13 protein-coding genes and 1 tRNA gene are annotated in these 12,748 nt (G+C 72.1%); 6 read left to right on the top strand and 8 right to left on the bottom strand.

Annotated features, from left to right (window positions below; all coding sequences use genetic code 11):
* Positions 1 to 58 precede the first annotated feature (58 nt).
* Positions 59 to 4,618, top strand: a complete 4,560-nt coding sequence (locus FAF44_RS31975) for a DUF6531 domain-containing protein (RefSeq protein ID WP_237107037.1) — start codon at positions 59 to 61, stop codon at positions 4,616 to 4,618.
* Complete coding sequence (locus FAF44_RS31970) at positions 4,603 to 4,920, top strand: hypothetical protein (RefSeq protein WP_237107036.1); 318 nt, start codon at positions 4,603 to 4,605, stop codon at positions 4,918 to 4,920. Before FAF44_RS31975 ends, FAF44_RS31970 begins: the two co-directional genes overlap by 16 nt.
* A gap of 1 nt (position 4,921) precedes the next feature.
* On the opposite strand, the gene FAF44_RS31965 is transcribed toward FAF44_RS31970, so the two are convergent.
* Together FAF44_RS31965 and FAF44_RS31960 are read right to left on the bottom strand one after the other, a co-directional pair.
* Entirely contained in the window at positions 4,922 to 6,025 is a 1,104-nt protein-coding gene (locus FAF44_RS31965; RefSeq protein WP_237107035.1) for a glycosyltransferase, read from the bottom strand.
* 109 nt (positions 6,026 to 6,134) lie between these two features.
* Positions 6,135 to 7,967 carry a SpoIIE family protein phosphatase gene (locus FAF44_RS31960; RefSeq protein ID WP_237107034.1) on the bottom strand — a complete coding sequence of 611 codons (1,833 nt, stop codon included), beginning with the start codon at positions 7,965 to 7,967 and terminating at the stop codon, positions 6,135 to 6,137.
* 59 nt (positions 7,968 to 8,026) lie between these two features.
* Between FAF44_RS31960 and FAF44_RS31955 the strand changes: the two genes are divergently transcribed.
* Positions 8,027 to 8,743 carry a GAF and ANTAR domain-containing protein gene (locus tag FAF44_RS31955; RefSeq protein WP_237107033.1) on the top strand — a complete coding sequence of 239 codons (717 nt, stop codon included), beginning with the start codon at positions 8,027 to 8,029 and terminating at the stop codon, positions 8,741 to 8,743.
* Positions 8,744 to 8,750: 7 nt separating this feature from the next.
* Here FAF44_RS31955 and FAF44_RS31950 read toward each other — a convergent pair whose 3' ends face one another.
* Positions 8,751 to 9,107, bottom strand: coding sequence for an STAS domain-containing protein (locus FAF44_RS31950; protein WP_237107067.1), 357 nt, complete (start codon positions 9,105 to 9,107; stop codon positions 8,751 to 8,753).
* A 176-nt stretch (positions 9,108 to 9,283) separates the two neighbouring features.
* Here FAF44_RS31950 and FAF44_RS31945 point away from each other — a divergent pair, with 176 nt between their 5' ends.
* Both FAF44_RS31945 and FAF44_RS31940 read left to right on the top strand, forming a co-directional pair.
* A complete protein-coding gene (locus tag FAF44_RS31945; RefSeq protein WP_237107032.1) occupies positions 9,284 to 10,054 on the top strand; it encodes a SigB/SigF/SigG family RNA polymerase sigma factor in 771 nt (256 codons plus the stop codon).
* A gap of 16 nt (positions 10,055 to 10,070) precedes the next feature.
* Complete coding sequence (locus FAF44_RS31940) at positions 10,071 to 10,484, top strand: ATP-binding protein (protein WP_237107031.1); 414 nt, start codon at positions 10,071 to 10,073, stop codon at positions 10,482 to 10,484.
* 14 nt (positions 10,485 to 10,498) lie between these two features.
* Here the strand turns inward: FAF44_RS31940 and FAF44_RS31935 are convergent, their stop codons facing one another.
* From FAF44_RS31935 to FAF44_RS31920, 4 genes are all read right to left on the bottom strand, one after another.
* Positions 10,499 to 10,699, bottom strand: coding sequence for a hypothetical protein (locus tag FAF44_RS31935; RefSeq protein WP_237107030.1), 201 nt, complete (start codon positions 10,697 to 10,699; stop codon positions 10,499 to 10,501).
* Between the two features lie 6 nt (positions 10,700 to 10,705).
* Positions 10,706 to 11,236 carry a hypothetical protein gene (locus tag FAF44_RS31930; RefSeq protein ID WP_237107029.1) on the bottom strand — a complete coding sequence of 177 codons (531 nt, stop codon included), beginning with the start codon at positions 11,234 to 11,236 and terminating at the stop codon, positions 10,706 to 10,708.
* A gap of 5 nt (positions 11,237 to 11,241) precedes the next feature.
* A complete protein-coding gene (locus tag FAF44_RS31925; protein ID WP_237107028.1) occupies positions 11,242 to 11,790 on the bottom strand; it encodes a hypothetical protein in 549 nt (182 codons plus the stop codon).
* 66 nt (positions 11,791 to 11,856) lie between these two features.
* On the bottom strand, positions 11,857 to 12,282 hold the full coding sequence (locus FAF44_RS31920) for a helix-turn-helix domain-containing protein (protein WP_237107027.1): 426 nt from the start codon (positions 12,280 to 12,282) through the stop codon (positions 11,857 to 11,859).
* Positions 12,283 to 12,377: 95 nt separating this feature from the next.
* Between FAF44_RS31920 and FAF44_RS31915 the strand changes: the two genes are divergently transcribed.
* A tRNA-Pro gene (locus tag FAF44_RS31915) sits at positions 12,378 to 12,454 on the top strand.
* 72 nt (positions 12,455 to 12,526) lie between these two features.
* Here the strand turns inward: FAF44_RS31915 and FAF44_RS31910 are convergent.
* Positions 12,527 to 12,748, bottom strand: coding sequence for a hypothetical protein (locus tag FAF44_RS31910; RefSeq protein ID WP_237107026.1), 222 nt, complete (start codon positions 12,746 to 12,748; stop codon positions 12,527 to 12,529).

Raw genomic sequence — 12,748 nt, 5'->3', positions numbered from 1 at the left:
TACAGCATCGCGAACCCGCAATCACGGGGCCACGACGCGGAGGCGAGCAGGTGATCGCATGCCTGGTGGATGGGAGACACTCGGGCTGACGGGCGACCCCGCCCCGGGAGATCCGGCGCAGGCGCGGGCGCTGGCCGGCCGGCTCCTCGACCAGGCGAAGCTGGCCGAGGACAACACCGCCAGGCTGAACACCGTCTCGGGCGGCAGCCCGGCGCTGAACATGCGCGGCGACTACGCGGCCAAGTACGCGGAGGCCCTTCGCACCCTGCCGGGCGAGCTGGCCAAGCTGGCCACGGCCTACCGCGGCGCGGGCACCGCGCTGAAGACCTACGCCGCCGCCCTGGAGGAGGCCAGGACCAGGTCCGGGACGGCGCTGCGGGAGGGACAGGCGGCCGACGAGCGCTACCAGGGCGCATTACGCGAGATCAGGGCCAGGCTGCCCGCCTCGGCCGCCACGGGCTCCCTGACGGAGGTGGAGTCGGCCGTCGCCGCCGCCGGCCCCGCCGTCCAGGCCGAGGTGCGGCCCGCCGTGCGGCGCGCCCACGACGCCGACGGCGACAGGGCCCGCGCCCGCCGGATCGCCGACGAGGCGGCCCGGTTGCGCGGCGACGCCGAGACGCGGGCGGTGAACGAGATCGAGCAGGCGCTGGAAGGCAGCGGCATCCAGAACAGGTCGTGGCTGGAGAAGGCGTGGGAGACGGTCTCCACCCCGTTCAGGTCCTGGGACGACTTCGTCGACCTGGCCCGCAACGTGGCCCTGGTGGCGGGCGTCGCGGTGCTCGTCATCGGCACCGGCGGGGTGGCGGGCGCGCTCCTGCTCGGGACGGCGGTGGTCGCCGGGGCGCTCGTGTTCGCCGACACGCTGAACAAGTACCGCCAGGGCAGGGCGGGCCTGGGACAGGTCGTCCTGGACGGGATCGGCGCGTTCCCCGGGCTGCGCCAGGTCGGCCTGCTGGCCCAGGGCGCCAAGGCGGCGATGGCGCTGGGCGGGCTGTCGGCGGGGGTGCGCGCCGGGGGCGGCGCCGTGATGGGGCTGTTCCGGGCCGGGATCCCGGCGGGCGCGACGGCGGTCACGGGCACGGGGTTGCGCGAGGCGCTGACCGCGGGCGCGGGACGGGCCTCGACGGCCGCCGGCACCGCGTGGCAGAAGACCCGGCGCTTCTTCAGCCGCGACCCGGTGCACTTCCCCACCGGCACGGTGCTGCTGCCGCAGCACGACTTCGCGCTGCCGGGCGTGCTGCCGCTGGCGCTGGAACGGGTCCACCTGTCGAACCACCGGTCCGGACGATGGTTCGGCCCGTCGTGGGCCTCCACCTTCGACCAGCGCCTGGAGATCGACGACCAGGGCGTCTGCCTGGCGCTGGCCTCGGGCGCGCTGCTCGCCTTCCCGCACGCCGGTGTGGGCGAGCCGGTGCTGCCGGACGAGGGCCCCCGGATGCCGCTCGTCCGCGATGGCGAGGACCGGTACCGGGTCACGGACCCCGCCACCGGCCACACCCTGCACTTCACCGCGGTCGAGGAGGCCGGCCCGGACGACGACGCCGGCCCGGACGACGCTGGACAGCCCGCCGTGCTGCCGCTGGCCGCGATCACCGACCGCAACGGCAACCGCGTCGACCTGCGCTACACCGGCGGCGTGCTCTCCGAGGTGGCCCACTCCGGCGGCTACCACCTCGACGTCGAGACGCACGACGGTCTGATCGTGTCGATCCGGCTGCGCGAGGCCGGCCAGACGCTCGTCGCCTACCGTTACGACGAGCGCCGCGACCTCACCGAGGTGATCAACTCCTCCGGCCGCCCCCTGCGCCTCACCTACGACGCCGGCGGCCGGCTGACCCGCTGGGTGGACCGCATCGGCACCTGGTACGCCTACACCTACGACGACCAGGGCAGATGCGTGCGCGGCGCGGGCACGGGCGGCGTGTTCGACGTCGAGATCGGCTACGCCCCCGGCCGCACCACGGCCCGCGACTCGCTCGGCCACGAGAGCACGTACCACTGCAACGAGCTGCTCCAGGTCGTGCGCGAGGTGGACCCGCTGGGGAACGAGACACGCTACGAGTGGGACCGTCACGACCACCTGCTGTCGCGCACCGACCCGCTCGGGCGGGCCGAGCGCTGCTCCTACGACGAGCACGGCCTTTTGACCTCGATCACCCGGCCGGACGGCGCCACGTCCCGCCTGGTCCGCGACCGGTCCGGGCTGCCGGTCTCCATCACCGACTTCGACGGCCTCACCTACACCCGCGAGTACGACCACCACGGCAACCTGGTCACCGAGCGCGCCGGCGAGACGGGAAGCGTCACCCGGTACGCCTACCACGCCCACGGCGGCCTGGCGGGCCTGGTCAACGCGCTGGGGCACGCCTGGCGCGTGGAGTGCGACCCGGCGGGGCTGCCGGTGGCGCTCACCGACCCCGAGGGCGCGACCACCCGCTACGAGCGCGACGCCTTCGGCCGGGTCACCGCCGTCACCGACCCGGTGGGCAACACCACCCGCTACGCCTGGACCGTCGAGGGCCGTCCCGCCGCCCGCACGCTGCCGGGCGGCGCCACCGAGCACTGGCGCCACGACGACGAGGGCAACCAGATCGAGCACGCCGACGTACTCGGCAACCTCACCCGCACCGAGATCGGCCCCTTCGACCTGCCCACCGCCCGAACCGGCCCCGACGGCTCCCGCCTGCGCTTCGGCTACGACACAGAACTGCGGCTGGTCTCGGTGACCGGCGCGCACGGCCTCGTCTGGCGCTACGACTACGACCCGGCCGGCGGCCTGGTCGCCGAGACCGACTTCAACGACCGCCGCCTCACCTACCGCCGCGACGCCGCCGGGCAACTGACCGAGCGCGTCAACGGCGCGGGGGAGCGCACCCGCTACCTCCGCGATCCGCTCGGCCGGATCGTCGAGCAGCGCTCCGGCGCGCGGGTGTGCACGTTCGCGCACGACCCGCTCGGACGCCTGGTCAGGGCCGTCAACGCGGACGCGGACCTGCGCGTCGAGCGTGACGAGCAGGGCCGGGTCGTCGCCGAGACCTGCAACGGCGCGACCGTCACCACGGTCTACGACCGGCTCGGCCGCCGCGTGCTGCGCCGCACCCCGTCGGGCGCGGAGAGCCGGTGGGAGTACGACGGTCGCGACCTGCCCCGAGCCCTGCACACGGGCGGGCACACCATCGGCTTCGCCCACGACGCGGCCGGACGGGAGAGCACCCGCGACGTCGGCCCCGGCCTGACCCTGTCCAGCGAATGGGACCCCGACTCCCGGCTGCGCGCGCACGTCTGGAGCGCCGGCTCCCGGCCCGGGGGCCGCCGGGTCAGGCAGCGCCGCACGTACGACTACCGCGCCGACGGCCACGTCACCGCCGTCGACGACCTGCTGTCCGGCCGCCGGGCCTTCGACCTCGACCCGCTCGGCCGCGTCACGGCCGTGCACGGCGGCGGCCCGGACGAGCGCTACGCCTACGACCCGGCCGGGAAGATCACCGACGCCTCCTGGGAGCCGTCCGCGCCGCGCCAGGGCGGGCGCGGCTACACCGGCGCCCGGGTCCGCGCGGCCGGCCGGGACCGCTACGCCTACGACGCCCAGGGCAGGCTCGTCGTGCGCCGGCGCACGGGCCTGTCGAAGGGGACGCGCGCCTGGCACCACACCTGGGACGCCGACGACCGGCTGACCGAGGTGCGCACCCCCGACGGCCAGACCTGGCGCTACCGCTACGACGCCCTGGGCCGCCGCATCGCCAAGGAACGCCTCGACGGCACCGGCCGCGTCGACTTCGTCTGGGACGGCCAGGTCCTCGCCGAGCAGACCACCGGCGGACGCACCACCACCTGGGACTGGGAGCCCGGCACCCACCGCCCGCTCGCCCAGACGGAACGCCTCCCGCAGGAGCAGATCGACCAGTCGTTCTACGCCATCGCCACCGACCTGCTCGGCACCCCCACCGAGCTGATCACGCCCGGCGGCGACGTGGCCTGGCGCGCCCGCCGCACCCTGTGGGGCGCGGACCTGGGCGCTCTGTCCACCGGCGCGGACTGCCCGCTGCGCTTCGCCGGCCAGTACGCCGACGAGGAGTCCGGCCTCCACTACAACGTCTTCCGCCACTACGACCCGGTCGCCGCCCACTACATCAGTAGTGACCCGCTGGGCCTGGCACCGGGGCCGGACCCGTACGCGTTCGTCCACAACCCGACCACCGCCGCCGACCCCCTGGGCCTGGCCCCCTGCGGCGTGCCGGGCGGGGACGACGTCCTGCCTCCCAGGGTCGCCGCCAACTTCGTGGGCGGTCGCCACACGGTCCGGGTTCTCGAGCAGGACACGGTTCTCTACCGGGCCGGTGTCCACCATGAGCCCATGGGCCGATGGTTCTCCGTGGAGAAGCCTCTGGGAGTCATCCAGGCACGCATCGACAAGGCGTTACCCCCGGTATGGCCGAGCGGCGAACGCTGCGTGCTGGACACCGGCTTCGCCGTCAAGTTCCCCGCGGGTGTGAAAGTCTTCGAAGGAGAGGTCGCCAATCAGGGTTCCCTCTACATGGGCGGCACCGGTCAGATCTACATTCCCGATTCGCGGGATATTCCTGGAGTGGAGGTGGTGGGCTCATGGCCGCTTCATTAGAACAGGACCGGCTGCGCAACGTGCTGCTCGCCCTGATCGAGCTGCTGGAAAGCCTCGGAGAACCCCACGCGGGCCATGCCGAAGGGCTGAGACGCCTGGACCGGATGGTCGAGGAGGCCCGCGACCGCGACTCTCCCGAACTGCTCCAGGATGCGGTGCGCACGATCCTCAGCCTCTACGGCGGCATGGGCAGCTTCCAGGACCTGATCCTGCAGAACGCCCAAGGGGTGCTGCCGGAGCAGGACCGGTTCCAGGAACTGCAGGACCGGTTGTTCCAGGCGGCCTGGGAAGAACTGCGCTAGATCAGGCGCAGGCCGCCTCGTAGACCCGTACGAGCTCCTGGCTCACCCGCTCCCACGAGTAGCGCGAGCGCACCCGGTCCGCGCCCGCGTAGCCCAGCGCGGTGCGCAGGGTCGGGTCGTAGAGCAGTTCGCGGGCCAGCCGCGCGGTGCGCGCGGGCCGGTCCGGCGGCACCAGCAGGCCGGTGACGCCGTCGATGACGGAGTCGAGGTGGGCGCCCACGGACGAGGCGATCACCGGCACGCCGCAGGCCATCGCCTCCAGCGCCACGATGCCCGTCACGGCCTCGCGCGGCACCGAGACCACGGCGTCCGCGCTGCGCATCAGCTTCGGCACGGCGGCCCGCTTGACCTGGCCGAGCAGCGTCACCCGGTCGGCCACCCCGAGCTGCTCCGCCAGCGCGCTCAGGCGGCGCGCGTCCCGGTCCTGGTCGAGGTCCTCCGGCTCGGGCCCGCCGACGATGACCAGCTCGACGTCCCCGAGACCCGGCAGCGCCCGGACGATGGTGTGCGCGCCGCGCTCGATGGTGAGCGGCCCCACGTGCAGCAGGCGCTTGCTGCTGCCGCGCGTGGCGATCGCGCCCCGGCGCTGGAAGCGCTCGGTGTCGACGCCGTACGGCACCACGGCGATGTTCCCGCGCGGCACGCCGAGCCTGATCAGGGCCGACTCCTCGTCGCCCGAGCCCGCGATGACCGCGTCGGCCCGGCGGCCGAGCGCCCGCTCCAGCTCGATGTGCGTGGCGTCGACCGTGTGGAACGTCTGCGTGACGGGGACACCGAGCCCCTTCGCGCCCGCGACGGCGACCAGCCCGCCGGTCCACGAGTGCGCGTGGATCACGTCGGGCCGCTCCTGGTTCCACCGCCTGCTCAGCTCGGTGCCGACCGCGTTGAGGTACGGCGCCACGTCGTCGCCGGCGAGTTCCCTGGCCGGCCCCACGTCGATGCTCTCCAGCGTGACTCCCGGGGCCACCCGCGTCTTGGGCTTGCTCTCGGCGTTGTCACGACGGGAGTAGACGGTGACGTGATGCTCGCGGCCCAGCTCTCGTGCGACAGACAGGATGCGGTGACGCTGGTTGCCGTTTGCGGAAGCGACGATCGCGATATTCATGGCACACCTCAGAAGCGTGGAAAGCCTTGAAGGTGTGCCTGCGTCTTAGGCACGTCGTTCTACGATTTCGACCATACCCAGGTTTGCGGCGCTCGCAAACCCATGCAGATCAGACACATCGCAAGGCGAACACCACGATCTCGTCCCAGACCTGTCCGCCCGAGAACGCGTGCCGGTCCGCCTCCACCGCCTTGACCACGGTGGACGGCGCCTGCCCGGCGCACCGGCTGAGCGCGTCGGCCAGCCGCTCCTCGCCGTACGGCTCGCCGTGCTCGTTCCTGGAGGAGATCAGCCCCTCCGAATACAGCAGCAGCGTCTCCCCGGGGGCGATCGTCAGCGTCTCCACCCTGGTCTCGGCCTCCGGCGAGATGCCCAGCGGCACGCCGCCGCCCGCGGCGAAGCGCACCCCGCCGTCGGGCTGGAGCAGCGCGGCCGGGTGGTGCCCGGCCGAGGACAGCCGGATCTCCCGCCCGGTCACGAACCCCGCCGCGGCCATCACGAACATGCCGGTGCCCTGCGTCGTCAGGGCCTCGTTCACCTTGCGCATCACCAGGTCGGGGTCGGATTCCCAGACGCTGAGCACGCGCAGCCCGCCGCGCACCATGGCGCTGACCGAGGCCGCCTCCTCGCCCTTGCCCGCGGCCCCGCCCAGCGCGAAGCCCCAGCCGCCCGAGACCGGGAACACGTCGTAGAACTCCGCGCCCACCGACGCCCCCGGGTGGTAGACGGCCGCCGCCTCGAAGCCGGGCACGTCGGGCAGGTTGCGCGGGGCGACGCTGGCCGACAGCGCGTCCGCGGCCAGCGAGCGGCTCTGGAAGCTGCTCTGGGCGCGTACCGCCAGCCCCATCTGCACCCCCACTTCCTGCATGACGGCCAGGTCCGCCAGCGCGAACGGGGGCCTGTCGTGCGCGCGCACCAGCGTCAGCGCGCCGTCGGAGTGGCCGATCGGCACGCACAGCACCGATCCGGCGCCCATCGCGGTCAGCAGCGGCCCGTCGGCGCAGAAGCCGAGCAGGGCGTCGTCGTCCACCATCTCCAGCACCACGCCGGAGCCGCGCTCCAGCACCTGCAGCACGAGTTGGCTGCCCGCGGGCTCCGCGGACTCCACCTGCCGGACCAATCCGCCCAGAGGGTGGTTCTTGGGCGCCGCGACGACCGCGCGGCGCGGCACTCCGTCACGCACCATGTCGGCCAGCACCCAGTCGGCCCACTCGGAGGCCAGCAGCCGCGCCGCCCGCTGCAGCACGACGGGACGCAGCAGCGCCTCCTCGTCGAGCAGCAGCCGGCCCATCCGGGTCAGCAGGTCCTGCCGCCTGGCCGCGGCCAGCAGCAGCGCGCCGTCGGACTGCTCGGGCCGCCGTGCGCCCGGCTCCGGGAGCTGCACCTCGGTCGGCAGCGCCACCGCCGCCACCATCTGCTGCGGCTCGCCCGGCATCGTCAGCCTGGTCAGCGCGAGCTGGACGGTGTGCGTGCGCCCCTGGTGCGCCAGCCGGGTCTCGAACGCCGCCGGCTGCCCGGTCTGCAGCACCGACGTCAGGTGCGAGCGGAAGGCGGCCCGCCGCGACACGTCCACCAGCAGCGGGAACGACCGGCCCACCAGGTAACCGTCGGGGCTGCCGAGCATGCGCGAGGTCTCGGGGTTGATCCGCCGGACGACGCCGCCGCCGTCGAGCACGATGACCGGCACCGGGAAGGCCCTGAAGACCTGACGCAGCAGCTTGAGCTCCCGCTGACCACCGTCCTTGCGCCCGGGGGCCCGCTTGGGGGCCTTGCGCAGTTCCTCGCGGGCCGCGGCCAGCAACTCGGCGGCCGTGTCGAGCTCGGCGAGCGCGGCGTCCAGCGTGGGTGCGAGGTCGGACGGATAGGCGGCCCTCGCCGCGCGCAGCGAGGCGACGCGCCCGGTCAGCGCGTCAAGCGCGTGTTCGAGGTCCGGCATGGTCATGGTCTGAACGCTACGCCACTCGGGATAATGCTAGCCATAAGGGGTAGATGCTTATTGCTATGGAATCGACCGCGATGATCACCCCCGGACTCGCTCGTGACCTCGCCGCCCTGGGCCGGCTGGGGGAGGACACCTCGACGGAGAGCGTGTTGCGCGGTCTGACCACGGCACTGGCCACAGGCGTCCCCAACTGCTCAGGAGCCTCGGCCGAACACTGGCGTGACCACCGTGTCATCGTCTCCGGGTCCCACAGCGAGCTCATCATGCTCGTCGAGGGCGAACGGGAACTGGGTGAGGGCCCGTCCATCGAGGCCAGGCAGAGCGGCGGCCGGGCCACGGTCACCGACGTGCTGAAGGAGACCCGCTGGCCCCGCTACGACGCGCTGGCCACCCGCTGGGGCGTGCGCTCCGTGCTCGTCGTGCCCATCGAGGCCCCGCCCGCGCTGCTCGTCGTCGGCCTCTACTCGGTACGCCCCGGGGCCTTCTCCCCGCAGGGCGCGGGCTCGCTCGCCGACATGCTGACCGAGCAGGTCGGCGTGGCCATGACGAACATGTGGGAGTTCGAGGAGGTGCGCACCGACCACGCGCAGCTCCAGGAGGCCCTGGCCGGCCGTTCGGTGATCGACCAGGCCAAGGGCATCATCATGCAGACCAGCAACTGCACCGCCGAGGCCGCCTTCGAGGAACTGCGCAGGATCTCGCAGCACCATCAGGTCAAGGTGGCCGACCTGGCCAGGTCGCTGGTCGACGAGCACCAGCGCAAGTCGAAGCGCTGAAAGCCGGTCAGCCGATGGCCGCCAGCGCGTCATCGAGGGTGTCGTAGAGCGGCAGGCGCTGGGCCAGGCCGGTGATCCACATCACCTTCGACTTGGAGTACTCCACCCCGATCAGCGCGAACCTGGCGCCCCCCGTCGTGCTCGTCTGCCAGCGATGGACGATCAGCCCGAGGGCACGCGAATCCATGAACGTCACCCCGGCCAGATCCAGGATCAGGTCGGCGCCCGCCATGGTCAGGTAGTCGGCGAACTGCGCCCGTGTCGTGGCGTCGAGCACGCCATGAACCCTGACCACGGTGATCCCGTCCACGGTCGACGACGTCAGGCTGAGGGCCGCCATCGGCTCCTCGCCGTTCTCCGGCATTGTCACGGGGCAACCCTACTGTCACCACGCGATCGAGGAATACTTCCGGCCGCAGGGGGGATACTGGAGCCGAAGTCCAGCAGAGGGCTTCGGTCTCGAGAGTAGAGCGAGGCGTGCCTCTGCATGGGCTTTTTCCTTTTGCGGCGGGCCGCCTGCGATCCATATGAGGAGCAGCGATGGCTGTGCAGGAATACGTCCTCGAGGAGATGACCGCCGAAGAACTTCTGGCCGAGATGGTCAGGGAAGAAACGCCCGACAGCCTCAAGGAGCGTCTGCGCGAGCGCATCGTCGAGATGCACCGGCCGCTGGCCATGGAGATCGCCCGGCGCTACCGCTACCGGGGCGAACCCCTGGAGGATCTCCTCCAGGCCGCGTACGTCGGGCTGATGAAAGCCGTCAACGGCTTCGACCCGACCCTCGGGCACGCGTTCAGGGGCTACGCGGTCGTCACGATGACCGGCGAGGTCAAGCGGCACTTCCGCGACCGCACCTGGGCCATCCGGGTGCCCCGCCTGTACCAGGAGCGCCGCTCGGAGCTCAACCGGCTCGTCGCCGACCTCAGCCAGGACCTCGGCCGCTCGCCGACCGTGGCCGAACTGGCCGCGAAGATGAACATCAGCGAGGAGGACGTCCTGCTCACGCTCGACGCCTCCGCCGCCTACAGCACGCTGTCGCTCGACGCGCCGCTCGGCACCGACGACGACGCGGCCTCGCTGGGCGACGTCATTCCGGAGGACGACGATACGCTGAGCACCATGGTCGACAGGGAAGCCGTCAAACCGCTCATCGACGCGCTGCCCTCCCGCGAGAAGCACATCCTGCTGCTGCGTTTCTTCGGCAACATGACGCAGGCCGAGATCGCCGCCGAGTTCGGGATCTCCCAGATGCATGTTTCCCGCATTCTCCGCAAGGTTCTCGACCAGCTTCGCGCCGAGCTGGTCGGCTGACGAAGGCGGTCGCCGGGTGAACGAGGACGTCGAGCCTCAGTCGGGCCACACGAGCCCGCCACCCGGCGTGCCCGTGAAGGCGCTGCGCTTCCGGCTGCCGGACCTGCCACGGGTCCGGCAGTTCGCCGAGGACGAGGCCCGCGCCGCCGGCATGCCCGAAGAGGTCGTCGGCGACTTCGTCATCGCCGTCAACGAGGTGGCCACCAACGCCGTCACCCACGGGGCCGCCTCCGCCCACCTGCGTACCTGGGTGAGCGGCGGGGACCTGGTCGTCGAGGTGCACGACGAGGGCCTCTGGAAACCGGGCCCCATGCCGGGCGCGGTGGGCGGCATGGGGCTGTGGGTGGCCCGGCTGCTCTCCTCCGACCTGACGTTGCGCGTCGGCAGCGGCGGCAGCACGGTGATCATGCGGTTTCCCGGTAAGGGGTAGCTCCCGCACGAGGCTCAGCGGCGAGTTCGGCCGCCGCGCCACTTGCCGAATCCCGAACGCAGGCCGGCCGTGCCGACGCCTGCCTGGTGCAGGGCCAGCAGGGTCAGCCCCAGCAGCACGAACGTCATGCCGGAGAAGCCGCCGGGGATCCGCGCGTTCACCAGGTCGAGCAGGAAGCCCAGCCCGAAGACGATCGCCGCGATGATCGCGAGCATGTCAGGTCACCTCGTTCCCTGGCTCTGGAGCGGTGGCCCGCTGGACAGGGCCAGGAGCTGTTCCAGGACGTTGCGGTAGTCGCGCAGCGCCAGGCGGAGTTGTTCGGTGTCGGCGTCGGTGCTCTTCCAGCGGTCGCGCAGTGCGCTCGTCCGGCTGGTCAGGGTGCTGGTGAGGGACTCCACGACCTCGCCCACCAGCCCGTCGGCCCGTTGCACCGCCTGGCCGGGGTCGTCCACGAAGCAGGACTGCAGGTCGCGCCAGCGGGCCTGCACCTCGGCGGGGTCCTGGTCGAACAGCGCGGCGTCGGTGGGGGCCGCGTGGGTGCCGGGGGCGGCGTGCGGCTGGTCGGGTTCGGGCGGGAGGTCGATGTTGATACTCGGCCGCGGTTCGATGTGCTGCGGGGGAAGTTGTTCCGTCTCGGCCTCGCTGCGGGTGAACTCCTCGTCGTCGGGGAGCGGGCCGTGGATCGCGTCTCTGTCGTGCGTGCCGTTCGGGTCGTCGCCGGGTTGCGACGGGGGTTTCGGCTTGTCGCTCATATCGTTCACCGTCCTCGGGGGGTCGTCTCGTGCAGCAGTTCCTCGAACAGCGCGCGGTAGTGCACCATGGCCTGGCGGAGGTCCTCGGTGGAGGCTTCCTTCCTGGCCGCGCGCCCGCTGATCTCGCGAGCCGTCCGGTAGCGGCCGAGTGTCGAGGGGTGTCCCACCGACAGGTCGGACATGCGTTGCTCCAGGTCGTCCGTCGGGTAACCCCGTTCCGCCATGACCGCCGTGACCAACTGGTCGGCCTCGGTCACCGCGGGCCCAGGGGCGTCCACGAAGCGCTCCTGCACCTCGCCCCAGCGGCCGGCGTAGCTCTCGCGCGACTCCTCCGACAGGGGACGGATGTCGAGCTCCGCGTGCCGCTGCTCCCGATCGAGCAACTCCTGCTCCGCCTCGCGGCGGTTGTCGCCGTGCTCGGCGACCGCGCGTTCATATTCCGGGCCGAAACGTTCGCGGAGATGGGCGCGACGCCTCTGCCGCAGCGTGAGAAAACCGACTGCGGCGAGCGCCACCACCGCGACCACGACGGCCACCCATGCCCAGGGGGTCATGTTGTTCGCCTCCGGTCTCTGTGTCGAGACCGGCGACTGCCCTCGAACGGGCGGTCGAAACGCCGTTCAGCGCCCCTCGAGCGCCTTCCTGGCCGCGGCCAGCACCGATGCCACATGCGAGCCGCCCGGCCCGGCGGGCACCTCGCTGAAGCCCTCACCGGCGTCGTAACGCAGGTCGAGCCCGGCATCGACGAGCCGCTGGGCCCACCGCAGCGCCGTGTTCAGCCGCTCCGCCGCCGGCGGCTTGCCCTGAGCCGCCGCCGACAGGTTGCGCAGGTTCGTGGCCGGGCCCGACTGCGCGTGCGCGCGGGCCAGCTTCCACGGGAGCGCGGCACTGTGGTCCATCATCGGCTTGGCCAGCCCGGCGGACCGCTTCGCCTGCAACACCCCTGACTCGCTCACGCCGAAGTGAGCGGCCAGTTCCTGCACACTCATCCCCTCGGCCACCCGCCGTACCAGTTCCTCGCGATCAATGGTCGGCTTACGCCCCACCTGGCCGCCTCCGCTCCCGTTCTCCGTGTACGCGTGCACCTCCGATGTGCGCTAAGGTTATGACGTCTCGCCTCGCAGGAGGCGGCCGACACAGCCGGGACGTAGCGCAGCTTGGTAGCGCACTTGACTGGGGGTCAAGGGGTCGCAGGTTCAAATCCTGTCGTCCCGACCAGGTAGCTGGTCGATCAGGGTGTCACTCATCAGAGTGGCACCCTTTCGCATTGACGAGTGACTAACTGAGTGACTACCGGGCGAAGATCGTGTCCATCGCCGCAGCTCCTTGCAGGAGTATGGGGCGGATCTGCTTGCGATAGACAGCTTCGGTGACCGCCGTCCCGCTGTGGCCGACGAGGCGGGCGTTGTCCTCCAGAGGGACCCCGGAGTCGGACAGCAGCGAGACGAAGCTGTGCCGCATCTCTCGGGGCGTCCAGTAGTACGCGGGCATGCCGGCCACCCGGTCATCCAC

The organism is Nonomuraea sp. MG754425 (genome assembly GCF_021699195.1).
GTDB lineage: Bacteria > Actinomycetota > Actinomycetes > Streptosporangiales > Streptosporangiaceae > Nonomuraea.
Note: the sequence above shows the minus strand (reverse complement) of the source record. Positions and strands in the feature narration are given on the sequence as shown.